The following is a 22,928-nucleotide window of genomic DNA, read 5'->3' as shown; positions in this document are numbered from 1 at the left end:
AGGCGTCCTGCCCTGTCCACGTCCCATCAGGCTTGTGCAGCCAGCCCGTTTGTCGTTGGTGCAGCGCCCTGCTCTATTGGCAGGATCAGTTGATCGGGCACCGTGCCGTGCCATTTTTTCGCACATACGTAGTACAAGGCCGCTGGCAGTACCAGGCCGATGATCCAGGAGATATCCACATCACCCAGCGCGGCAACCAAAGGGCCGGTGTAGAACTTGGTGGAGATGAACGGCAACTGCACCAGCACACCGAACACATAGACGCTGATACCGAGCAGGTTCCAGCGACCGTAGCGGCCATTCGGGTCGGCCAAGGCCGGGACGTCATAGCGCTCGCGGGTGATGCAGTAGTAATCCACCAGGTTGATTGCACTCCACGGCGTAAAGAACGCCAGCAGAAACAGGATGAAAGACTTGAACGCACCGAGGAACGAGTGCTGGCCGAGCAACGCGATCAGGGTTGCAGTGCCGACAATCACCAGCACGAACACCAGACGCTGCAGGCGGGTGACCTCAAGGCGACCACGGAAGCCGCTGACGATGGTCGCAATGCACATGAAGCTGCCGTAGGAGTTCAGGGTAGAGATGGTGACCTTGCCGAACGCGATGCTGAAGTACAGCAGCGCAGCGGTGGCGCCTGTACCACTCAACCCAACGATGTAGGCGACTTCGTGACCGGCAAATTGCCCGTTGGACATGGCCGCGGCAAACACGCCAAGGACCATCGCCACCTGAGCGCCAATGACCGAACCTGCACCGGCGGCGAGAAAGGTTTTCAGCGAAGATGTCTTGCTTGGCAGGTAACGTGAATAGTCCGCCACGTAAGGGCCGAAGGCGATCTGCCAGGAGGCCGCGAGCGACACCGCCAGCAGGAAACTGCTCCAGCTGAAGTGGCGGATCTGCAAAAGCGCGCCAACGTCGGTCTGGCTCATCAAACGACTGAACAGATAGACAAAGGCAATCACGCCAATGACGCTGGCGACACGCCCAATAAAGTGGATCACCCGGTAGCCCAGCACGGTGACCAGTACGATGACGCTGGCAAAAATCAGGATACCGACGCTGTCGCTGACCCCGAACAACTGGCCCAGTGCCTGCCCCGACAGCACGGTCCCGGTCGCGGTGAAACCGAGGTACATCAAACAGACCAGCACAATCGGGATGGCTGCACCGTAAACGCCGAACTGCACCCGGCTGGAGATCATCTGTGGCAGGCCAAGCTTTGGCCCTTGCGCCGCATGCAACGCCATGACGCCGCCGCCGATGAGTTGGCCGATCAACAGACCGATCAACGACCAGAACACATCACCGCCGAGCACCACGGCCAAGGCCCCGGTGACAATCGCGGTGATTTGCAGGTTGGCACCCATCCACAGGGTGAACTGGCTCAATAGACGACCGTGTCTTTCCGCTTCCGGGATGTAGTCGATCGAACGCCTTTCGATCAACGGTGTGGTGTCATTTGCAGCCATGTTGGTCAACCTCTGATGGATTGTTCTGGGTGTGCAGATTGCGGGTTCTACTGTGGGAGCTGGCTCCCACAGGAACCAGGCCAGCCGTTATTTGATCATCGGCAGGTTCAGGCCCTGCTCCTTGGCGCAATCGATGGCGATCTGGTAACCGGCATCGGCGTGACGCATCACCCCGGTGGCCGGGTCGTTGTGCAGTACGCGGGCGATCCGCTCAGCCGCTTCATCGGTGCCGTCGCAGACGATCACCATGCCCGAGTGCTGGGAGAAGCCCATGCCCACGCCGCCGCCGTGGTGCAGCGAAACCCAGGTCGCGCCGCTCGCGGTGTTGAGCAAGGCGTTGAGCAGTGGCCAGTCGGACACGGCGTCGGAGCCGTCCTGCATGGCTTCGGTTTCGCGGTTCGGGCTTGCGACCGAGCCGGAGTCGAGGTGGTCACGGCCGATCACTACGGGTGCCGACAGCTCACCGCTGCGCACCATTTCGTTGAATGCCAGGCCGAGCTTGGCGCGTTGGCCCAGGCCAACCCAGCAGATACGTGCTGGCAGGCCCTGGAAGCTGATGCGTTCGCGCGCCATGTCCAGCCAGTTGTGCAGGTGCGCGTCGTCCGGGATCAGCTCTTTGACTTTGGCGTCGGTCTTGTAGATGTCTTGCGGGTCACCCGACAGCGCAGCCCAGCGGAACGGGCCGATGCCACGGCAGAACAGCGGGCGGATGTAGGCCGGTACGAAGCCTGGGAAGTCGAAGGCGTTTTCTACGCCTTCTTCCTGGGCCATCTGGCGGATATTGTTGCCGTAGTCGAAAGTCGGGATGCCTTGTTTCTGGAATTCCAGCATGGCTTTGACGTGCACGGCCATCGACTGCTTGGCGGCCTTGATCACGGCAGCCGGCTCGGTTTTGGCGCGGGCGCGGTATTCGTCCCAGGTCCAGCCGGCAGGCAGGTAACCATTGAGTGGGTCGTGGGCGCTGGTCTGGTCGGTGACCATGTCCGGGCGCACGCCGCGCTTGATCAGTTCCGGCAGGATTTCGGCCGCGTTGCCCAGCAAGGCAATGGAGATGGCCTTGCCTTCCTTAGTGTATTTGGCGATGCGGGCCAGGGCATCGTCGAGGTCGGTGGCTTGCTCGTCGACATAACGGCTGGCCAGGCGGAAATCGATGCTGACCTGCTGGCACTCGATGTTCAGCGAGCAGGCGCCAGCCAGCGTCGCGGCCAACGGCTGAGCGCCGCCCATGCCGCCGAGGCCGGCGGTAAGTACCCAACGGCCGGTCAGGTCGCTGTTGTAATGCTGGCGGCCGGCTTCTACGAAGGTTTCGTAGGTGCCCTGCACGATGCCCTGGCTACCGATGTAGATCCAGCTGCCGGCGGTCATCTGGCCGTACATGGCCAGGCCCTTGGCATCCAGTTCGTTGAAGTGTTCCCAACTGGCCCAGTGCGGCACCAGGTTGGAGTTGGCGATCAGCACGCGCGGGGCGTTGCTGTGGGTCTTGAACACGCCGACCGGCTTGCCGGATTGCACCAGCAGGGTCTCGTCGTCATTCAGGTTGGTGAGGCTCTCGACGATCTGGTCGTAGCACTCCCAGTTGCGCGCCGCACGGCCGATACCGCCGTACACCACCAATTCTTTCGGGTTCTCGGCCACTTGCGGGTCGAGGTTGTTCATCAGCATGCGCAGCGGTGCTTCAGTCAGCCAGCTTTTGGCGGTGAGCTTGTTACCGCGGGCGGCACGGATTTCGACGTCACGGTATTTTGTAGGCTTAGCTTTCGAAAAATCGGTCACAGCTGGACTCCTCGGCATGGTGCGCGAACATTGATGGTGCGAAGGAGAGTCTTACGCACACATCTTTACTTGTATGTACAAGCATATGCAATCAAGCGGCCAACTTGGTGAGAGAGCGGGTGAGATTTTTTTGGGAGGTGCGTGAAAGCCTCAGAAATTAAGGCTTTGAGGCTTGGTGAATTTTCTTACAGAGGGAGTTTGCGGACGAGGACATTGTTCAGGACGGCCTGGCATCGCGCCAAGCTGGGGCGTTCGGTAACAAATTGGTGCGCGGCTGGAAACAGCTCTTATGAGCAATGAAAAGCAAATGTGGGAGCTGGCTTGCCTGCTCCCACAGTTTTTTAACCGCGTGCGGTCAGTTCGATTACGCAGCAGCGGCCGGTGACAGAAATATCCAGCAGGTCATTGTTACCGTCGATTTGCAGGCAATCGTGATGGCCGAGCTTTTCACCCAGCACCTTCACTTCATCCGCCACACTGAACACCAACACCGTGTGCGCCGTGCTGAAAAACCGCTGCACACCATCCATCCACTGCAACCGTGCGTGGTAACGCTCGGGCGAATAAATCAGGTTGAAATCGCGGATCGGCCCGGTGATCAAGCGGCAGGACACTTCACTTTCACCCTTGAACGCAAACGGCTGCAGCGGTAACAGCCCGCGCTGTTCCTCGCCATCCACGGTCAGAACCATGCCCGCACCTTTGATCACGGTGATCACACGCTGGTAGCCGGCAAAGGTAGAAAACCCACCCGATTCGGCTATATCGGCAATCGACAAGCGCCAGCCAAAGCCATCCAGGCCAATGCCTGCGTCACGGGTGATTTCTTCGGTGCTGCCGCCGCCGTTTTTCCATGGCATGCGGATGTAGTCGGCGGCGCGCCAGACTTTCACTTCACTCATTTACTGAAACGTCCTTCCAGGCTATGACGGGAACCGGGGTGGATCAAACGCGCGGCGGTCACCGGCTGGCGGCCGGACCAGGTGCGGCGGCGAATCAACAGGCAAGGCTCGCTTGGCTCGATCTGCAACAGCTTGCACTCGGCAGCGTCGGCGAGGATGGCTTCAACCACATGCTCGCCCTCGGTCAGTGGTGCGACCTGGTTGAGGTAGGCGTACGGCGTTTGCTGGGTGAAATCCTGTTGCAAGTATTCCGGCGCGACCAGAGCGTTGACGAAGCGGTCTTCGATTTGTACGGGAATGTCGTTTTCAAAGTGCACGATCAACGAGTGAAACACGCGGCCGCCTTCGCGCATTTCCAGGGCCACAGCACGTTCGGAGCCGGCGGCCTCTTCGCCCAGGTGAATAACCTGGCAGGTATGCCGATGACCGCGGGAGGCGATCTCATCGGCAATGTTGTGCACTTCAAACAGCGCCGATTGGCTCTTGGGCTCGGCGACGAAAGTGCCAACGCCCTGCATGCGCACCAGCAACCCTTCGGCGGTGAGCTCACGCAGGGCGCGGTTGATGGTCATGCGGCTGAAGCCTAACTGGCTGACCAGTTCGCTCTCGGACGGCACGCGGTAATGGGGCGGCCAGTTGCCGTTGAGAATCTGCTGGCTGATCATCTGTTTGACGCGGGCATACAAGGGCGCCGGACTTTCGTCCATGTGGGCAGCCAGCGAAGACTTGGCGGGCGGAGTCGGCACAGGGAATCCTTGCAGGGGGAAAAGATGCATAGATTGCCGGAGTTTACCGAGCAGGCAAACGTCTGTATATGTATATACAAATAAACACACGACCGGGGTGCCTTGATCATGTCCGCTTTCTTTGCCGAACGCGCGCTGCTGCCTAATGGATGGGCCAACGATGTACGCTTTGAAGTCAGCGCCGATGGCGTGCTGACCCAGGTTGAGCCCAATGCCAGCGCAGACAACGCCGAACGGCTCAGAGGCCCGGTTTTGGCGGGCATGCCCAACCTGCACTCCCATGCGTTCCAGCGCGCCATGGCCGGGTTGGCCGAAATGGCCGGCAACCCGAATGACAGCTTCTGGACCTGGCGCGACTTGATGTACCGCATGGTCGGCAAGATCACCCCGGAACAACTGCAGGTCATCGCCCGCCAGCTTTATATCGAGATGCTCAAGGCCGGTTACACCTCGGTGGCCGAGTTTCATTATGTGCACCACGACGTCAGCGGCCAGGCGTATGCCGATCGCACGGAGCTGTCGCGGCAGATCAGCCAGGCGGCCGCCAACAGTGGGATTGGCCTGACATTGCTGCCAGTGCTCTACACCCATTCCGGCTTTGGTGGCCAGGCGCCGAATGAAGGCCAGCGGCGCTTTATCAACAGCACCGAAGATTACCTGGACCTGCAAGCACGCCTGAAGCCCATTCTGGCGGCGCAGCCAGCGCAGCAACTGGGCCTGTGTTTCCACTCATTGCGTGCCGTCACACCCGAACAGATCAATGAGGTGCTGGCCGCCAGCGACAAGGCATGCCCGGTACACATCCACATCGCCGAGCAGCAAAAAGAAGTCGATGATTGCCTGGCCTGGAGCGGCAAACGCCCGCTGCAATGGCTGTATGACAATGTTGAAGTGGATGAACGTTGGTGCCTGGTACACGCCACCCATGCTGACGCCGATGAAGTCACGCGTATGGCCAAGAGCCGGGCAATCGCCGGCTTGTGCCTGACCACCGAAGCCAACCTGGGCGACGGGATTTTCCCGGCGGTGGATTTCCTCGCTCAAGGCGGGCGTATGGGTATCGGTTCCGACAGCAATGTGTCACTGAGCGTGGTGGAGGAGTTGCGTTGGCTCGAATATGGCCAGCGCCTGCGGGACCAGCGACGCAACCGCCTGTATCGCAGTGATCAACCGATGGTTGGCCGCACATTGTTCGATGCTGCGCTGGACGGCGGCGCCCAAGCGTTGGGGCAGCCGATTGGTCGATTGGAAGTCGGCAAGCGGGCAGATTGGATTGTGCTGGATGGCAATGACCCGTACCTGGCGACGGCGACCGAGGATGGCATTCTCAACCGTTGGTTGTTCGCCGGTGGTGATCGCCAAGTGCGCGATGTGCTGGTCAACGGCAAATGGGTGGTGCGCGATGGGCATCATGCTGGCGAAGAAGAAAGCAGCCGGGCGTTCACCCACGTTCTGAGAGACTTGCTGGGCTAACAGCCGACACAAAACAAATGTGGGAGCTGGCTTGCCTGCGATAGCATCACCTGGGTGTAACGGATACACCCAGGTGTCTGCATCGCAGGCAAGCCAGCTCCCACACAAGCCAGCTCCCAATTCAAGCCAGCTCCCACATTAGATTGAGGGTGACCTCAGGTTACTGCGAGGTCTTCGCCATCTGCTTGTCCGACGTGCGGAAGATCAGTCGCGTCGTGTCATACCCTTGCTGGCGCGCCCTGCTCAGCAGGTCTTCGCGGGTGTCGGCGCTCACCGTCGGTGTGCGCGACAAGATCCACATATAACGCCGGCTCGGGCTACCGACGATGGCGGTCTTGTAATCATCACTCACGTACAGCACCCAATAATCGCCCTTGGCGACGCCTGGCAGCAGCGCGGTGAACCAGTTATTGAATTCCACCCAGAGCTTGTCGGTCTTGCCCGGCACTTGCGGCGTGGCCGTGCCCTTGGCTTCTTCCCACTTCCACTCTGTGGTCAGGCAGCGGTTAAACACCGACATATCGCCATCCGGCAGCAGGGTGTAGCGAGCCTCGGACTGCGCGCAGTTACGCTGGAAGTACATCGGCAATCGGGCCAACTCATACCAGGTGCCCTGGTAACGCTTGAGGTTGACGTTGCTCGCGGTCTTGGGTTGCAGATCATCGCCAGAATGGCTGGCGCAGCCCGCCAAAAACAGACTGGCGCAAAGAAACAAAACAAAACGCATCATTCTTCTTCTCCCGCAGGCTCGCGCCCCGGTTTACTTCAGGCCTTGCCCGGAAAACATCAGAACTTTGTCACCGGCGTACTGCACGCTGATAAAGCTGTTTTTATCGCCCCACGTGCAACTGGACATGCCCAGCGCACCGGAACAATCGGTCGGCTTACCCAGCAACGACTCCACCTCGGCCTTGGCCATGCCAGCCGACAGCTTCGCGTAGTTTTCTTGATTGACCTTGCTGCACGCGGCTAACAGCACGCAAAAAGCCAGCAGGGAGAGACGGCGTAAAGACATGGAAAAGCTCCTGGAGAGACAAAGCAGCTGGGGTATCTGCCAGAAGCTTAGAAGGGAAAAGAGGTGTCTGGTTCCCGATGGGCAAAAACAAAAAAACCCCGAAAACGCTGAAACGTTTCGGGGCTTCTTCTCATTCAAAACTTCAAGTCTTGAATGCTTCTGTGGCGAGGGAGCTTGCTCCCGTTCGGGTGCGCAGCGCCCGCAAGCTTTTTGGGGCCGCTTCGCAGCCCAACGGGAGCAAGCTCCCTCGCCACAGAGGTTTACTTCTTGTGATAAGCCGTCACACGCTCAACTTCTTCCTTCGAGCCCAGGAACACTGCCACACGCTGGTGCAGGCCTTCCGGCTGGATGTCGAGGATGCGCTGGTGGCCGTCAGTGGACGCGCCGCCTGCTTGCTCAACCAGGAACGACATCGGGTTGGCTTCGTACATCAAGCGCAGCTTGCCCGGTTTGGAAGGTTCTCGGCTGTCACGTGGGTACATGAACAGGCCACCACGGGTCAGGATGCGGTGCACGTCGGCAACCATCGCAGCGACCCAGCGCATGTTGAAGTTCTTCTTCAACGGGCCTTCTTCGCCGGCCATCAACTCGCCCACGTAGCGGGTCACAGGCTCTTCCCAGTGACGCTGGTTGGACATGTTGATCGCAAATTCCTGGGTGGAAGCAGGAATGGTGATGTCTTCGTGGGTCAGTACGAAGCTGCCCATTTCGCGGTCCAGGGTAAAGCCTTTGACGCCGTCACCCAGGGTCAGCACCAGCATGGTCTGCGGGCCGTAGATGGCGTAACCGGCAGCAACCTGTTCGGTGCCTGGCTGCAGGAAGGCCTTTTCGTTCAGGGCTTCGTTCTGGCTCAGGTATTCGTTAGGGCAACGCAGTACCGAGAAGATAGTGCCGACCGGTGCGTTGATGTCGATGTTGGACGAGCCGTCGAGTGGGTCGAACACCAGCAGGTACGCGCCTTTCGGGTATTTGCCCGGGATCTGGTAGGCATTGTCCATTTCTTCGGACGCCATGCCGGCCAGGTGGCCACCCCATTCGTTGGCTTCGAGCAGGATTTCGTTGGAAATCACGTCGAGCTTCTTCTGCACTTCGCCTTGGACGTTTTCAGTGCCCATGCTGCCCAGAACACCACCCAGTGCGCCTTTGGACACGGCGTGGCTGATTTCCTTGCAAGCACGCGCCACCACTTCGATAAGGAAGCGCAGATCGGCAGGCGTGTTGTTGCTGCGGGTCTGCTCGATCAAATAGCGACTCAGGGTAACGCGGGACATGGAAGGCTCCGGAAAATGGGGGGCTTAAAAACCCGCGCAGTTTAACGCGAGTCGAGGGTTATTTCCTCTAATCAGAGGATTTAACCCCAATAGAGTTCACGGCTTGGCCGCCGGTGCACGCAACAAACTGTAGGCCATCGCCCCTAGCGCCGCTACACCCAGCAGGAGCACGGCCCACAGGCCGAGTTTCTTCCAGTCGGTGCCCGCTTCGGGTGAAACGGCAATCGCAGGCGATTTGACCGTCACGTCGCCTGTGACCGTGGCCTGCCCCAAGGTCTTGATACGCTCGGCGCTGTAGTCGGGAATCAGCGTCGACAGCGGCAAGTTAGCGGCCTTTACCGACGGGTTGCCCAACGCCAGGGTAAACGGCGGCTCGCCCCGCGCCAGGAACACCAACTGCGTGGCGCGCACAGCAAAACGCAATGCCGGCGCTTCCACGCCCAGGCCGCCGCCGCGCTCGTCCACCTGCAACTTGAGTTCGCCCACGGCCACGCCTGGCAATTGCAATTCATCCTGCACCACGTCCTGGCCGTTCTGGGCCAGGCGATACAACAAGCCATTGCTCAAAGGCTGCCAAGCTTGATTGGCTTCCCGCCGCCCCGCCAACGTCACGGGCGCCAGCGTGTTGGGCTGCTTGAGCTCGACGCGCAAGCGCTCCACATGCAGCCCCGTCGGCAACTGCCAGCTGTATTCACCCGCCTTGAGCCGCGTACCCGCCAACGGCTGCGACCACACCAAGGGCATTGGCAGGCTGCTGCTGGTGGCGCTCACAAGCTTGGCCGAGGTCAGCGTCGGCGCGGCCTGGCCTTGCCACAGCAGGCGCAGGTAACGCGCCGATTGCCCCGGCAGGCTCACGTCATGTTGCTCAACCCGCTCATCGGCAAACGATAGGCGCGCCACCTGGCCATCGCCCCAGGGTTCCCAGTGCTGCAGGTCATCGCTGGCTTCAATGCTGAAACGCTGGAAGCCATCCTGTTCGCGACTCCAGTCCAGGCTCAGTTGCTGCAGCGGCGCCTTGATCGCGCTGGCGTCCAGTACCCAGCCACGCAGCACCTGTTTGCCGGCCTTGGACGGGCGCACTTCCAGCAGCGTGCCTTCGGCGGTGGATTTCATCACCACGTCCGGCACACTTTGGCGGGTGTCGGCGGCGTACAACGGGAACCACTTCACGTCGGCCACCGTGCGGCTTTCGGTGCGTTGCGCTGATTGGCGCGACAACGCGTAAGCCTGGGGCTCGCCGGCGGCGTTGAACACGCGCACATCACCAAGATCTGCCTGGCGCGCGCTCAATTGCACCGACAGCGGCAACTCCAGGCGATACCAAGGCCCGTTGCCACTTACCGCCAACGGCACCTGTGTGGTGAAGTCGGCGGGCGTTTCTTGCGCCCACGCCGACAACGTCGAACACATGCCCAACGCGATCACGCTCAACTTACCGATCAAGAGGATGCTCCTTCAGTTTCCAACACCGGCTCGGCGCGTTTGGGCGGCAGCGGTGCGAAGTAACCCACCACCAGCAACAGCCCGCCCACACCAATAAACGATACGATCCGCGCCAGCCCGCCACGGTTGCTCAGCTCGACAAAGAACAGCTTGGCGACCACCACCGCAATCAACGCCGCGCCGATCAGCCACACTTCGCGACGAAGGCGCAGGTGGCCGCCGATCATCAGGCCCAGGGCGATCAGGGTCCAGACCAGCGACAGGCCAGCCTGCACCCACATGGACGCCAGCAAGGCATCCAGTTGGAACGGCACGCCCGCCCAATGGTGGGCGGTGCGCATCACCAAGGCCGTGAAGAAGGCAAACAGCGAAGCACCTGCGACACCTTGGGCGATCAGTTCAGCACGCGGCCCGCGCTGCGGCGCCACGCTGCGCGACCACAGGTAAATACCCAGCAATGCGAACAGCAGGCCCACGTCCAACGGGTTGAGCAATGGCACGTACGGCAGTGGTTTCGCCGTGCCGTCGCTGAAGATGTTCGCCAACCAGAACCAGCCGAGCATCAATACCGCCAGCGGCAACGCGGCCAGCACACGGTATTCACGCGGGTTTGCCGACACCGGCCACGGCCAACTGCGCGGTGCCGCCGCCAGCACCAGGTACAGGCTTGGCAGAATCGCCCAACCCAGCCAACGCCAGGCGTTGTACTCACTCGACAGCAGCAACAGGCCGTAACGCAGCTCCAGCGCCAACACACCGATCAACATCCAGCAGCCGAACACATGAGCGATGCTCAATACCTTGCCCGGCACCACCGCCGCCAAACGGCGCAGCGCGATAAAATGCACCACAAACACCGCCAACCACGCCAGCCAGCCGTAATGCGCTGCCGGGTGATAGTAATCATGGGCAGACACCAGCAACACCACGCCCGCCGCCGGCATCAGCAAGGCGCACAGCATGCCCAGAGATGCCCAGCGTAAACGTGCGGCCAACAGCGCCCAGATCGCCACGCTCACCGCAGCGATGCCAAGCAAAAATGCGCCTTGCAGCGCTTGCGGGATAAACCGCAGCACTTCGCCGATCAACGCCAATGCCCACCAGGCCGCGCCCCACACCAGCAGCAGGTCGGACAGGCGTTGCAATTTCAACACGGCAAACACCGGCGCCTGCGGCTCACGTTGCAAGCGCCAGGCGCCCACCATTGCCGCCAGGCCCAGCACCATCGGCGTCCAGAAAGCGCTGTGCGCCAAGGGCCGCAAGCCCTCGCTGTTCAACGGCCCGAGCAACTGCGGCACCGCCAACAAGAACGAAGCACCACCGATCAGTTGCAGCAGCAAACCAAACACGAAACTCACGCGTTGTTGCAGGTACAGGCTCAACCAGATGATCAGCAAGCCACTGGCCGCCCACACGCCGCTGGCGCTTTCCCATGGCAGCACAAACAGCACCGCAAGGTTGATCAGCACCAGACCCGCGAGCAGCACCACCGACAAGCCGCGCAGTAGCCGCACATCGCTGCGCACCATGTCATCGCGCGCCGCCATCAGCATGCCGCCGACCAACGCCAGGCCGATCAGCGAGGCGGTCAACAAGCCGGTCCAACCGGCACTGAATACCGCGGCCCCATCACCGCCCTGCAAGCGCAGGAGGAACAACACCCCACCGAGCAATTGCACAGCAAAGGCAGTGAACAGGAAGGTGCGCGAGCCAATGCGCAGGCCGACAAACAGCGTCAGCAGCCCGGCGATTGCCCAACTGATGGCGGTGCCTTGGGTCAGCAACAACAAGGGTGCAAGCAGGTACAAAAAGGTCAATCCCAGGCTCGCCAGCACGGGCAGGCCGGTGCGCTCCCATTGCGCCGCTTGTTCGGTCGATGCCTTGCGCAACTGATCGAAGCTGAACAACAGGGCCGCGCCCAGCAACAGCGCGCCCAGTGGTGCACCGTTGAGCAAGGTCAACTCGCCAACGCGCAGTTCGCTGAGGAACGCCAGCGCTGACCCCAACTGTAACAACAGGCCAAACGCACGAGCCAACGGCCGCTGCTGACGCAAGCCAAGCCAGAAGATCCCGGCGCCCTCCACTGCCCAGGCCGCCGCCGTCCAGCGCGCGTCGAGGCCCAGCGGAATCGCCAGGCTGGCAAAGATCACGCCCAGCGCCAGGCAAGTTTCGGCCAGCAGCAAGGCGCGCCCGCCACTCAGCAGCCGCGCCAAGCCCATGTAGATAAGGCCTAAACCGAGTGCACTGAAGGCGGCGGCAAACTCCAGGTGCTGCACCACGGCGAACTGCAAGCCAAAGCCTACCAACGGCGGGCCGAACAGCATGCTGCCATCAACATAATCACCCTTGGCCGCCGACCAGCGCAGCAGTGCCTCACGGCCTTCAGGCGCATCGCCCACCTCCTGCAGCTTGCGGCGGGCGAACAACAGGCCGATGGCCAGGTACATCAGGAAAAACAGGATCAGGAACGGCTCGGTGCTCCACAGCAGTTCCGGTGTGTAGGAGCGCATGCCCCAGGCGAAGCCTATGCCGAAGGTGCCGACAAACCCGATCAGGTTGAGCAGACGCCAGGCCTTGAACCACGCGATGGCCAGAATGCCGGCGTTGAGCAATGCAAAGTAACTGAACAGCGCCACATGATTACCGGCGCCGGTTGAGGTCAGAATCGGCGCGGCAAACCCACCCAGCGCCGCTGCGCAGGCCAGGCCGAGGGCATCCTGGGTGATCGCCAGGATGGCCGAGAACACCGTGACCGCCACCAGCAGGCCGAGTGCCGCGCCTGGGTCGATCAACGGGTGCAGGCGCATCGCAGCAAACACCGTCAGGTACAACACGGCAATCCCGGTACCCTGCAGCATCAGCCCGTAATTGCTGTTGCGCAGCCGTAACCACCAACCCAGGCCCAGCAGGCCGATGGCGGCAGCGGCAACCCCGGCGTAACGCAGTTCAATCGGCACCACCACGCCTTCGGTGGCATAACGCAGCAAGAAGGCCAGGCCAAGGAACAGCAGCACCACGCCAACGCGCAGCACGGTGTTGCCGCCGAACAGCCAATTACGGGCGCCGCCGATGGCGCGCTCGATCAGGTTGGGGCCACGGGGGATGGCAGGTTCTTTCGGTTTTGGTGCTGGGGTCCAGACGTCCTCCGGCAGTGGCTGTCTCGCCTCGGCCATCACGGCGACGGGCGCCAGTTCGGCGGGCAGCTCCCAAACAAGTTCGGGCTTGGCAACGGCAGGTGCAGGTTCAGGGATGGGGGCTTCGACAATCACGCTGTTTGTAGGCGCGGGCACTTCCAGTTGCCGCAGGCGCTCACCCAGGGCTATCAATGCCTTCTGCGTGGTCTCTAACTGAAGCGCTTGCTGGTCTGCCTGGGCGGACAGCCTCGACAGGCGAATCGCCTGACCAATGCCCAAGCCCAATAGCGCACCGAAGCCGGCATCGGTGAACGACTCATCGAGTGTCCAGCCGAGCACCAGGCCAATCAGCATGAAAATCCATTGCATGGTCGATATCCCTAAGCAGCCCGAGGCGGGCAAACCGAGGCCTAGTATATCGACGCAAAGCTAATGTGGGAGCTGCTTTTGTGGCGAGGGAGCTTGCTCCCGTTCGGGTGCGAAGCGCCCGCAATAGCCGGCGGCTGCTACGCAACCGAACGGGAGCAAGCTCCCTCGCCACAGAGGCCTGCTACCACTTGGAGGCCTGCGGTGTTTAGTCGAGGGCTTTCCAGATCTCGGTGGCGTATTCGCGGATGGTGCGGTCCGAGCTGAACCAGCCCATGCGCGCCGTATTGAGCACAGCCGAACGCCACCAGGCCTTGGAATCGTGCCAATGCGCTTCGACCCGCGCCTGGGCGTCCCAGTAGGCGTCAAAGTCGGCGCACACCAGGAAACGGTCGTAGTCGATCAACCCGTCGATCAAGCCCACATAGCGGCCCGGATCGTCCGGCGAGAACACCCCGCCACGGATCGCTTGCAACACATCGTTGAGACGATGGGAGGCTGCCACATCCGGCCCGGCGTGGAATTCACCGGCGTGCTTGCGGGCTTCCACTTGTTCGGCGCTGAGGCCGAAGATAAACATATGCTCGGCGCCCACGCGCTCGTGCATCTCCACGTTGGCGCCGTCCATGGTGCCGATGGTCAGCGCGCCATTGAGGCCGAACTTCATGTTGCTGGTGCCAGAGGCTTCAAAACCGGCCGTGGAAATCTGCTCGGACAAGTCCGCCGCCGGGATGATGCTTTCCGCCAGGCTCACGTTGTAGTTGGGCAGGAACACCACCTTGAGCAAGCCGCGCACGGTCGGGTCGTTGTTCACGGTGCGGGCGATGTCGTTGGTCAGCTTGATGATCAACTTGGCCTGGTGATAGCTGGCCGCCGCCTTGCCCGCGAAGATTTTCACGCGCGGCACCCAATCGGTGCCTGGCTCGGCGCGGATTGCCTGGTACAAGGCCACGGTGTGCAGCAGGTTGAGCAGTTGGCGTTTGTATTCGTGGATCCGCTTGACCTGCACGTCGAACATCGCCGCCGGGTTCACCGAAATGCCCAGGCGCTCGTGGATGATCTCGGCCAGTGCCCTCTTGCTGTGCAGGCGCTGTTCGGCGAAGGCTTTGCGGAACACCTGCTTCTCGGCGAAGGTCTCCAGCTCCGTCAGGCGGGTTTCCATGGTGTCGAGGATGTCCGGCCCCAGAGCCTCCACCAGCATCTCGGTGAGCTTGGGGTTGGCCTGGTACAGCCAGCGGCGGAAGGTGATGCCGTTGGTTTTGTTGTTGATGCGCTCCGGGTACAGCTTGTGCAGTTCGGAGAACACCGTGCTGCGCATCAGCTGGGTGTGCAAACCGGACACACCGTTAACGCTATGGGAGCCAAGGAACGCCAGGTTACCCATGCGCACGCGGCGGCCGTTGTCTTCTTCGATCAGCGACACGGCACGCAATACGTCGAAATCGTGGATGCCCTTGGCGCGCAGCGAGTCGATGTGCTGGGCGTTGATCAGATAGATGATCTGCATATGCCGAGGCAGCATGCGTTCCATCAAACCGACAGGCCAGGTTTCCAACGCCTCGGGCAACAAGGTGTGGTTGGTGTAGGAAAGGGTTTCGACGGTGACATCCCACGCGGCTTCCCACGGAATGTCATGCAGGTCCACCAGTTGGCGCATCAATTCAGCCACGGCGATGGACGGGTGGGTGTCGTTGAGCTGGATCGCGGCGTGTTCACCCAGGCTGAGTACCGAGCCGTGCATGTTCTTGTGGCGGCGTAGCAGGTCTTGCAGCGAGGCCGAAACAAAGAAGTATTCCTGGCGCAGACGCAATTCCTGCCCCGCTTCGGTGCTGTCGGCCGGGTAAAGCACTCGGGAGATGCTTTCGGCGCGAGCCACTTCGGCGACGGCACCCAAGTGGTCACCGGCGTTGAAGCGTTCCAGGTGCAGGTCTTCTACCGCTCGGGCACGCCACAGGCGCAAGGTGTTGACGCTGGCACCGCGCCAGCCGACCACCGGCGTGTCGTACGCCACCGCGCGCACGGTTTCGTTGGGCGTCCATACCTGGATCATCTTGCCGGAGGCATCCGCCAGGGTTTCGACGCTGCCGCCAAAGCCGATCGGGTAAATCACCTCGGCCCGCTCGAACTCCCACGGGTTGCCGAAATCCAGCCAACGTTCGGTCTGTTCCTGCTGCCAGCCGTCGACAATCGCCTGGCGAAACAGGCCGTGTTCATAGCGGATGCCATAGCCGTGGCCGGCAATGCCCAGGGTCGACATGCTTTCCATAAAGCACGCGGCCAGGCGGCCCAGGCCACCGTTGCCGAGCGCCGCGTCGGGCTCCAGCAGGCGGATGCGCTCCAGGTCCACGCCCAGTTCGGACAGGGCTTCGCGGGCAATCTCCAACACGCCGAGGTTGCTCAGGCTGTCGTAGAGCAAACGGCCGATCAGGAATTCCAGCGAGAGGTAATACACCCGCTTCTGGCCTTTGCGGTAGATGCGCCGCGTGTGGTTCATCCAGTGGTCGACCATCTGGTCGCGGGCGGCCAGGGCGATGGCTTCGAACCAGTCGTGGTCGAAGGCGTGATCCGGGTCCTTGCCCACCGCGTAGGTAAGTTTGGTCAAGACAGCATCGCGGAATGCGGCTACCTCTGCTTCTCGTGCAAGCGGTTCCTGAGACATCGGTGCGACCTCGGGCGAGATTGAAGGAGTTGCTAGAGCCTAGTCGGTCTGACAGACGGTAGACGTGCTGGTTCGGCAGTTTTTTAACTCATTCACCATTGCTGGAAATTGATGCAGGGGCCGTGCCTGCTTTTCTCCCCTGCACCGTTGGAGATGAAATCTGCAAAATATTGTTCAAAAAACCACCAATCCCGGTATGATCGCGCGCCCGGATACAGCCCCACCTTGGAACCTTGATGAAGCCTCAACTGATCGCCGCCGCTGAACTCGACCGTCTCGAGACCTGGCAGAAATATTCCGCCCACATGTGCGGTGGCTGCGTGTCCAGCTGCTGCACGCTGCCGGTCGAGGTGAAGATCAAGGACCTGATCCGCATTGGCATCGTCGATGAGTTCGAGCGCGGCGACCCGCCGAAGAACATCGCCAAGCGTTTGCAGAAGGAAGGCATCGTCGAGCGCTACAATTCCAAATCCGAAATTTTCACCCTGCAGCGCATGAGCAATAACGACTGCCTGTACCTGGATCGTAAGACGCGCTTCTGCACTATTTATGACAAGCGCCCGGATACCTGCCGCAACCATCCGAAAATCGGGCCGCGGCCGGGGTATTGTGCGTACAAGCCGAAGGAAGTGGTGCGCGAGACCAATTTCCGGACTCTCGACAAGTTCTGATGATCATGATGATCGTTCCCACGCTCCGCGTGGTAACGCAGCCCTGGACGCTCTGCGTCCGCCCTTAAAAGCGGGACGCGGAGCGTCCCAAGCGGCATTCCCACGCAGAGCGTGGGAACGATCAGGCATAAAAAAACGCCCCCGGCCTTTCGACCGGGGGCGTTTTTCATTCAGCCTGAGTTAACTCAGTTCTTGGCTTTCTTGGCAGCGCGGGTACGCTCGCCTTCGTCCAGGATCTTCTTACGCAGGCGGATCGACTTAGGCGTAACTTCGCACAGCTCGTCGTCCTGGATGAATTCCAGGGCCTGTTCCAGGGTGAAGCGAACAGGTGGGACCAGAGCGATGGTTTCGTCTTTGCCCGAAGCACGCATGTTGTCGAGCTTCTTGCCTTTGGTTGGGTTGACGCCCATGTCGTTGTCACGGCTGTTCAGACCAACGATCTGACCGTTGTAGATCTCTTGACCGTGTTCAACGAACAGCTTGCCACGCGCCTGCAGAGTTTCCAGGGAGTAGGTCAGCGCCTTGCCGGTTTCTACCGATACCAGAACACCGTTCTGACGGCCGGACATGTCGCCGGACTTCATGGTGTCGTAGCGATCGAAGATCGAGGTCAGGATGCCAGCACCGTTGGTCAGGGTCAGGAACTGGTTACGGAAACCGATCAGACCACGCGCAGGGATGTTGTATTCCAGACGTACACGGCCTTTGCCATCCGGCACCATGTTGGTCAGGTCGCCCTTACGCAGGCCCATCTCTTCCATGACCTTGCCCTGGGATTCTTCAGGGGTGTCGATGGTCACGTTTTCGAACGGTTCCTGCTTCACGCCGTCAACCTGACGGATGATCACTTCTGGACGACCAACGCCCATTTCGAAGCCTTCGCGACGCATGGTTTCGATCAGTACCGAGAGGTGCAGCTCACCACGGCCGGAAACCTTGAACTTGTCAGCCGAGTCGCCTTCTTCAACGCGCAGTGCAACGTTGTACAGCAGCTCTTTGTCCAGACGTTCCTTGATGTTACGGGAAGTCACGAACTTGCCTTCTTTACCGCAGAAAGGCGAGTCGTTTACCTGGAAGGTCATGGAAACGGTTGGCTCGTCAACGGTCAGAGGCTTCATCGCCTCAACGTTGTCTGGCTGGCACAGGGTGTCGGAGATGAACAGCGAGTCCATACCGCTCACGCACACGATGTCGCCGGCGAAAGCTTCTTCAACGTCGATGCGGTGCAGGCCGTGGTGACCCATCAGCTTCAGGATACGACCGTTACGCTTTTTGCCGTCGGCGCCGATGGCGACAACCGGAGTGTTCGGCTTGACGCTACCACGCGCGATACGGCCAACACCGATAACACCCAGGAAGCTGTTGTAGTCCAGTGCCGAGATTTGCATCTGGAACGGGCCTTCACGGTCAACTTTTGGTGCCGGTACGTTGTCGACGATCGACTGGTACAGCGGGGTCATGTCTTCAGCCATGTCGGTGTGTTCCAGACCGGCAATACCGTTCAGGGCCGAGGCGTAGACCACTTTGAAGTCCAGCTGTTCTTCGGTAGCACCCAGGTTGTCGAACAGGTCGAAGATCTGGTCCAGAACCCAGTCCGGACGCGCGCCTGGACGGTCAACCTTGTTGATGCACACGATCGGACGCAGGCCGGCTTCGAAAGCCTTCTTGGTCACGAAACGAGTTTGCGGCATAGGGCCGTCTTGAGCGTCAACCAGCAGCAGAACGGAGTCAACCATCGACATTACGCGTTCTACTTCGCCGCCGAAGTCGGCGTGGCCCGGGGTGTCCACGATGTTGATGTGGTAGCCGTTCCAGTTGATAGCGGTGTTTTTAGCCAGGATGGTAATACCGCGCTCTTTTTCCTGGTCGTTGGAGTCCATCACGCGCTCGTCGTTGAGCTCGTTGCGCTCCAGGGTGCCGGATTGACGCAGGAGTTTGTCTACCAGGGTGGTTTTACCATGGTCAACGTGAGCAATGATGGCGATGTTACGTAGATTTTCGATCACTTGTGTATCTCGATCAGAGGATTCGGTGTGCTGACAGGTCGTGGCAGCGATTAACAGTAGAGTCAGGCCTTGCCGTTACAGCTTGACGGCAGAGTCGGGGGGCCGGTGACGCAGGCCACAGGCAAACAGCCCCGGGCTCTTAGCTCGGTCGATAAACGCGCACATTGGCATACCCCTCACTGAGCAAATGGTGGGCATGCAGGCGACTCATCACGCCTTTGTCGCAATACAGCAGGTACTGACGGCTGTTATCCAGTTCCTTGAAGCGCGCGTTCAATGCGTAGAACGGCAGCGCTTGCACGTCGATGCCAGCGATTTCCAGCGGCTCATCCTCGGCGGCATCCGGGTGACGGATATCGACGACGATCTGGCCGGCCAGCGCTTCGCTGACTTCTTCGATTTGCACATCCTGGCCCAATTCATCGATGACACGATCGATCGGGACCAGCTTGGCGTTCTCGAGCGCACGCTCCAGAATCGCCATATCAAACTGTTGTTCTTCATACTCCACGCGGTTGCGCTTGGCGTGGGTCTTGGGGTTCACCGAAATGACCCCGCAATATTCAGGCATGTGCTTGGCAAAGTCGGCCGTGCCGATTTCTTCTGCCAGGTCGATGATGTCCTGTTTGTGGCTGGCGATCAGCGGGCGCAAGACCAGCTTCTCGGTGACGCAATCAATCAGCGACAGGTTGGGCAGCGTCTGGCTGGACACCTGGGAGATCGCCTCACCGGTCACCAACGCGTCGATCTGCAACTGATCGGCGATTCGCGACGCAGCGCGCAACATCATACGCTTCAATACTACGCCCATATGACTGTTATCGACTTTGCCGAGAATTTCGCCCAGCACTTCCTCGAACGGCACGCTTACAAATAGCACGCGCTGGGAGCTGCCGTACTTCTTCCAGATAAAGTGCGCGACTTCCATCACGCCCAATTCGTGTGCACGCCCGCCCAGGTTAAAGAAGCAGAAGTGGCTCATCAGGCCGCGACGCATGATCTGGTAGGCCGCCACCGTGGAATCGAAACCGCCGGACATGAGTACCAGGGTCTGTTCCAGTGCGCCCAGCGGGTAGCCGCCGATACTGTTGTGCTGGCTGTGGATCACAAACAACCGTTGGTCGCGAATTTCCATGCGCACTTCAATTTGCGGCGCTTTGAGGGAAATTCCGGCGGCGCCGCACTCGCGACGCAGCTTGCTGCCGACGTATTTCTCCACATCCATGGAGCTGAAGGTGTGCTTGCCGGCGCGCTTGCAGCGCACCGAAAAGATCTTGCCTTCAAGCGACTCGCCGTAGTGCTGCTTGCACTTTTCGGTGATGTCATCGAAGTCGCCCAACGGGTACTCATCGACCTGCAGGAAATGCGCGATGCCCGGCATGCAACTCAGGCGCTCGGTCATGTCCTTCAAGGCTTTGGCGTCGGTTATGCGGGTTTCCAGCTCGAGGTTGTCCCACACACCGTTCACCACCACAGCCGGGTCCAGGTCTCGGAGCACGGCACGGATGTTCTTGGCCAACTGACGGATGAAACGCGTCCGTACCGGTCGGCTTTTGATGGTGATCTCGGGGAAGACTTTTACGATTAATTTCATGGAAACAGCGCGCGCCGGGCCTGCTGAAAAAGGGGGGCGCGGATTATAGCGGAAATCGCTCAAGGTTTAACCAGTTAATATGCATCACAGACGCAACGCACCAAAACGGGTCATTTGCGCAAATTAACGCTACATTGCAGTGCGTTATTTATTCCGCTTCAGCGGATTGCACCGTTATAGGGGCCATTTTGAGGCAAAAAGGCCATGTTGGCGCACTGGCATGCAATTTGCTCTCTTGTGAGGCAGGTTGCCTTGGTCGAGTATTCGCGCCGGCATCACCCACATTCTAAGGGCTAACTCCACTACCCCAGCCCGAAGCCACCCGGAGGACACCATGTCGAAGTCGGTTCAACTCATCAAAGATCATGACGTTAAATGGATTGATCTGCGCTTCACGGACACTAAAGGTACTCAGCACCACGTGACCATGCCGGCTCGCGACGCGCTGGATGATGCGTTCTTCGAAGAAGGCAAAATGTTCGACGGTTCCTCCATTGCCGGCTGGAAAGGCATCGAAGCTTCCGACATGATCCTGATGCCGGACGACAGCACTGCCGTACTCGACCCGTTCACCGAAGACCCAACCCTGATCATCGTCTGCGACGTGATCGAGCCTTCGACCATGCAAGGCTACGACCGCGACCCACGTGCGATCGCCAAGCGCGCTGAGGAATACCTGAAGTCGACCGGTATCGGCGACACCGTATTCGTAGGCCCGGAGCCAGAGTTCTTCATCTTTGATTCGGTCAAGTTCAAGTCCGACATCTCCGGCTCCATGTTCAAGATCTTCTCCGAACAAGGTTCGTGGATGTCTGACCAGGACATCGAAGGCGGCAACAAAGGCCACCGTCCAGGTATCAAAGGTGGTTACTTCCCGGTTCCGCCGTTCGACCACGACCACGAAATCCGTACCTCCATGTGCAACGCCATGGAAGAGATGGGCCTGGTCATCGAAGTTCACCACCACGAAGTGGCGACTGCCGGCCAGAACGAAATCGGCGTGAAGTTCAACACCCTGGTAGCCAAGGCTGACGAAGTTCAGACCCTGAAGTACTGCGTACACAACGTGGCTGATGCCTACGGCCGTACCGCTACCTTCATGCCTAAGCCACTGTACGGCGATAACGGTTCGGGTATGCACGTTCACCTGTCCATCGCCAAAGATGGCAAGAACACCTTCGCTGGCGAAGGTTATGCCGGCCTGTCCGACACTGCCCTGTACTTCATCGGCGGTATCATCAAGCACGGTAAGGCCCTGAACGGCTTCACCAACCCGTCGACCAACTCCTACAAGCGTCTGGTGCCAGGTTTCGAAGCACCGGTAATGCTGGCCTACTCGGCGCGTAACCGTTCCGCTTCGATCCGTATTCCTTACGTGTCCAGCCCTCGCGCTCGCCGTATCGAAGCGCGCTTCCCGGACCCGGCAGCTAACCCATACCTGGCCTTCGCTGCGCTGGTAATGGCTGGCCTGGACGGTATCCAGAACAAGATCCACCCAGGCGACGCCGCCGACAAAAACTTGTACGACCTGCCGCCTGAAGAGGCCAAAGAGATCCCACAAGTGTGCGGCAGCCTGAAAGAAGCCCTGGAAGAGCTGGACAAGGGCCGTGCGTTCCTGACCAAAGGCGGCGTATTCAGCGACGACTTCATCGATGCCTACATCGAGCTGAAAAGCGAAGAAGAAATCAAAGTACGCACCTTCGTACACCCACTGGAATACGAGCTGTACTACAGCTGCTGATCCGGTAGCGCTGCTTAACGCGGCGTAACGAAAAAGACCTCCTTCGGGAGGTCTTTTTTTTGCCTGGCGTTTAGCGAGCCGGGGCGTGGCGGTCGAGCATGTTGCCCACCATCAAGGTGCCGAGGGCACTGAGCTGGTGAATGGCCAGGACGGTATCGCGGTGTTTGCCTTCCAGCGCCTCGGACAAATCAAGCAACAAGGTGCTGACCGAGGAGAAGGCTTCGAAGCTGTTGATCAGCAGGGATTCGTCGTCGCTGCCAGGGTCGATGGTGAAGACGGATGGAGGCGGATTTGGCGTTGGTTTGAACATTTTCTACATTCCTCTAATGAGGCCGCCTTCGCTTCGCTACTAAACGAAAGGGTGGCGGCTGTGCGCAGGTTAGTAGACCGGTGAATGTAGAAGCCCGGCGCATCCGAGGATGCCCTGCGCACAGCCACCATCAAGCACAGATTTGGGAAATCTGATTGATGGAGAATGCACGGCCTACAATTCGAATCCAGGCTACTAAACCTGATCGCTGATGAGCAGCGACCGAGCAACCTTAGAGACGACAAGCCAGCCGTACAAGCCGGCGGATTCTGGCGCACCTGTAGGCAAGCACGCAAGCTAAGGTAGCCTCTGGCTGACACTGCCCAAAATCTGCAAACCCAATCAAAATGTG

Annotated in this window: 16 protein-coding genes; 3 read left to right on the top strand and 13 right to left on the bottom strand. The window is 60.1% G+C overall.

Going from position 1 to position 22,928, the window contains the following annotated elements; genetic code table 11:
- Positions 1-26: 26 nt before the first annotated feature.
- The 4 genes from HBO23_RS18120 to hutC form a co-directional block, all read right to left on the bottom strand.
- Positions 27-1,472, bottom strand: a complete 1,446-nt coding sequence (locus tag HBO23_RS18120; protein WP_099549490.1) for a cytosine permease — start codon at positions 1,470-1,472, stop codon at positions 27-29.
- A gap of 87 nt (positions 1,473-1,559) precedes the next feature.
- Positions 1,560-3,263, bottom strand: coding sequence for a urocanate hydratase (gene hutU, locus HBO23_RS18115; protein ID WP_050547752.1), 1,704 nt, complete (start codon positions 3,261-3,263; stop codon positions 1,560-1,562).
- A 323-nt stretch (positions 3,264-3,586) separates the two neighbouring features.
- Positions 3,587-4,147, bottom strand: coding sequence for a HutD family protein (locus HBO23_RS18110; RefSeq protein WP_170039041.1), 561 nt, complete (start codon positions 4,145-4,147; stop codon positions 3,587-3,589).
- Complete coding sequence (hutC, locus tag HBO23_RS18105) at positions 4,144-4,923, bottom strand: histidine utilization repressor (RefSeq protein WP_169986618.1); 780 nt, start codon at positions 4,921-4,923, stop codon at positions 4,144-4,146. The genes HBO23_RS18110 and hutC overlap by 4 nt, the downstream gene beginning before the upstream one ends.
- Positions 4,924-5,001: 78 nt before the next feature.
- On the opposite strand from hutC, the gene HBO23_RS18100 reads away from it, so the two are divergent.
- The gene (locus HBO23_RS18100; protein ID WP_170039040.1) at positions 5,002-6,366 is read left to right on the top strand and encodes a formimidoylglutamate deiminase; all 1,365 of its coding nucleotides are present in this window, start codon (positions 5,002-5,004) and stop codon (positions 6,364-6,366) included.
- Between the two features lie 160 nt (positions 6,367-6,526).
- Here the strand turns inward: HBO23_RS18100 and HBO23_RS18095 are convergent, their stop codons facing one another.
- The 6 genes from HBO23_RS18095 to HBO23_RS18070 form a co-directional block, all read right to left on the bottom strand.
- Complete coding sequence (locus HBO23_RS18095; protein WP_017138620.1) at positions 6,527-7,096, bottom strand: lipocalin family protein; 570 nt, start codon at positions 7,094-7,096, stop codon at positions 6,527-6,529.
- Positions 7,097-7,126: 30 nt separating this feature from the next.
- On the bottom strand, positions 7,127-7,381 hold the full coding sequence (locus tag HBO23_RS18090; protein WP_017138621.1) for a hypothetical protein: 255 nt from the start codon (positions 7,379-7,381) through the stop codon (positions 7,127-7,129).
- 260 nt (positions 7,382-7,641) lie between these two features.
- Positions 7,642-8,652, bottom strand: coding sequence for a class 1 fructose-bisphosphatase (locus tag HBO23_RS18085; protein ID WP_003237460.1), 1,011 nt, complete (start codon positions 8,650-8,652; stop codon positions 7,642-7,644).
- A gap of 96 nt (positions 8,653-8,748) precedes the next feature.
- Positions 8,749-10,092, bottom strand: coding sequence for a DUF3999 domain-containing protein (locus HBO23_RS18080; RefSeq protein WP_170039137.1), 1,344 nt, complete (start codon positions 10,090-10,092; stop codon positions 8,749-8,751).
- The gene (locus tag HBO23_RS18075; RefSeq protein ID WP_170039039.1) at positions 10,092-13,598 is read right to left on the bottom strand and encodes a DUF2339 domain-containing protein; all 3,507 of its coding nucleotides are present in this window, start codon (positions 13,596-13,598) and stop codon (positions 10,092-10,094) included. The genes HBO23_RS18080 and HBO23_RS18075 overlap by 1 nt, the downstream gene beginning before the upstream one ends.
- Positions 13,599-13,803: 205 nt before the next feature.
- Positions 13,804-16,254 carry a glycogen/starch/alpha-glucan phosphorylase gene (locus tag HBO23_RS18070; RefSeq protein WP_017138624.1) on the bottom strand — a complete coding sequence of 817 codons (2,451 nt, stop codon included), beginning with the start codon at positions 16,252-16,254 and terminating at the stop codon, positions 13,804-13,806.
- Between the two features lie 236 nt (positions 16,255-16,490).
- Here HBO23_RS18070 and HBO23_RS18065 point away from each other — a divergent pair, with 236 nt between their 5' ends.
- Positions 16,491-16,925, top strand: coding sequence for a YkgJ family cysteine cluster protein (locus HBO23_RS18065; protein WP_053253906.1), 435 nt, complete (start codon positions 16,491-16,493; stop codon positions 16,923-16,925).
- Positions 16,926-17,110: 185 nt separating this feature from the next.
- Here HBO23_RS18065 and typA read toward each other — a convergent pair whose 3' ends face one another.
- Both typA and thiI read right to left on the bottom strand, forming a co-directional pair.
- Entirely contained in the window at positions 17,111-18,931 is a 1,821-nt protein-coding gene (typA, locus tag HBO23_RS18055; RefSeq protein ID WP_003217997.1) for a translational GTPase TypA, read from the bottom strand.
- A gap of 139 nt (positions 18,932-19,070) precedes the next feature.
- Positions 19,071-20,525 carry a tRNA uracil 4-sulfurtransferase ThiI gene (gene thiI, locus HBO23_RS18050; RefSeq protein WP_065930794.1) on the bottom strand — a complete coding sequence of 485 codons (1,455 nt, stop codon included), beginning with the start codon at positions 20,523-20,525 and terminating at the stop codon, positions 19,071-19,073.
- Between the two features lie 334 nt (positions 20,526-20,859).
- On the opposite strand from thiI, the gene glnA reads away from it, so the two are divergent.
- Positions 20,860-22,266, top strand: coding sequence for a glutamate--ammonia ligase (gene glnA / locus HBO23_RS18045; protein WP_017138628.1), 1,407 nt, complete (start codon positions 20,860-20,862; stop codon positions 22,264-22,266).
- 70 nt (positions 22,267-22,336) lie between these two features.
- Here glnA and HBO23_RS18040 read toward each other — a convergent pair whose 3' ends face one another.
- Entirely contained in the window at positions 22,337-22,576 is a 240-nt protein-coding gene (locus HBO23_RS18040; RefSeq protein ID WP_017138629.1) for a DUF6124 family protein, read from the bottom strand.
- Positions 22,577-22,928 lie beyond the last annotated feature (352 nt).

The organism is Pseudomonas sp. WS 5532, from assembly GCF_012985445.1.
GTDB classification, from domain to species: Bacteria; Pseudomonadota; Gammaproteobacteria; order Pseudomonadales; family Pseudomonadaceae; genus Aquipseudomonas; species Aquipseudomonas edaphica.
Note: the sequence above shows the minus strand (reverse complement) of the source record. Positions and strands in the feature narration are given on the sequence as shown.

What these genes read in the sequence shown, in the direction of transcription:
- HBO23_RS18120 (WP_099549490.1), bottom strand. Translation starts at nt 1,472, where the DNA reads ATGGCTGCAAATGACACCACACCGTTGATCGAAAGGCGTTCGATCGAC.
- hutU (WP_050547752.1), bottom strand. Translation starts at nt 3,263, where the DNA reads ATGCCGAGGAGTCCAGCTGTGACCGATTTTTCGAAAGCTAAGCCTACA.
- HBO23_RS18110 (WP_170039041.1), bottom strand. Translation starts at nt 4,147, where the DNA reads ATGAGTGAAGTGAAAGTCTGGCGCGCCGCCGACTACATCCGCATGCCA.
- hutC (WP_169986618.1), bottom strand. Translation starts at nt 4,923, where the DNA reads ATGCATCTTTTCCCCCTGCAAGGATTCCCTGTGCCGACTCCGCCCGCC.
- HBO23_RS18100 (WP_170039040.1), top strand. Translation starts at nt 5,002, where the DNA reads ATGTCCGCTTTCTTTGCCGAACGCGCGCTGCTGCCTAATGGATGGGCC.
- HBO23_RS18095 (WP_017138620.1), bottom strand. Translation starts at nt 7,096, where the DNA reads ATGATGCGTTTTGTTTTGTTTCTTTGCGCCAGTCTGTTTTTGGCGGGC.
- HBO23_RS18090 (WP_017138621.1), bottom strand. Translation starts at nt 7,381, where the DNA reads ATGTCTTTACGCCGTCTCTCCCTGCTGGCTTTTTGCGTGCTGTTAGCC.
- HBO23_RS18085 (WP_003237460.1), bottom strand. Translation starts at nt 8,652, where the DNA reads ATGTCCCGCGTTACCCTGAGTCGCTATTTGATCGAGCAGACCCGCAGC.
- HBO23_RS18075 (WP_170039039.1), bottom strand. Translation starts at nt 13,598, where the DNA reads ATGCAATGGATTTTCATGCTGATTGGCCTGGTGCTCGGCTGGACACTC.
- HBO23_RS18070 (WP_017138624.1), bottom strand. Translation starts at nt 16,254, where the DNA reads ATGTCTCAGGAACCGCTTGCACGAGAAGCAGAGGTAGCCGCATTCCGC.
- HBO23_RS18065 (WP_053253906.1), top strand. Translation starts at nt 16,491, where the DNA reads ATGAAGCCTCAACTGATCGCCGCCGCTGAACTCGACCGTCTCGAGACC.
- thiI (WP_065930794.1), bottom strand. Translation starts at nt 20,525, where the DNA reads ATGAAATTAATCGTAAAAGTCTTCCCCGAGATCACCATCAAAAGCCGA.
- glnA (WP_017138628.1), top strand. Translation starts at nt 20,860, where the DNA reads ATGTCGAAGTCGGTTCAACTCATCAAAGATCATGACGTTAAATGGATT.
- HBO23_RS18040 (WP_017138629.1), bottom strand. Translation starts at nt 22,576, where the DNA reads ATGTTCAAACCAACGCCAAATCCGCCTCCATCCGTCTTCACCATCGAC.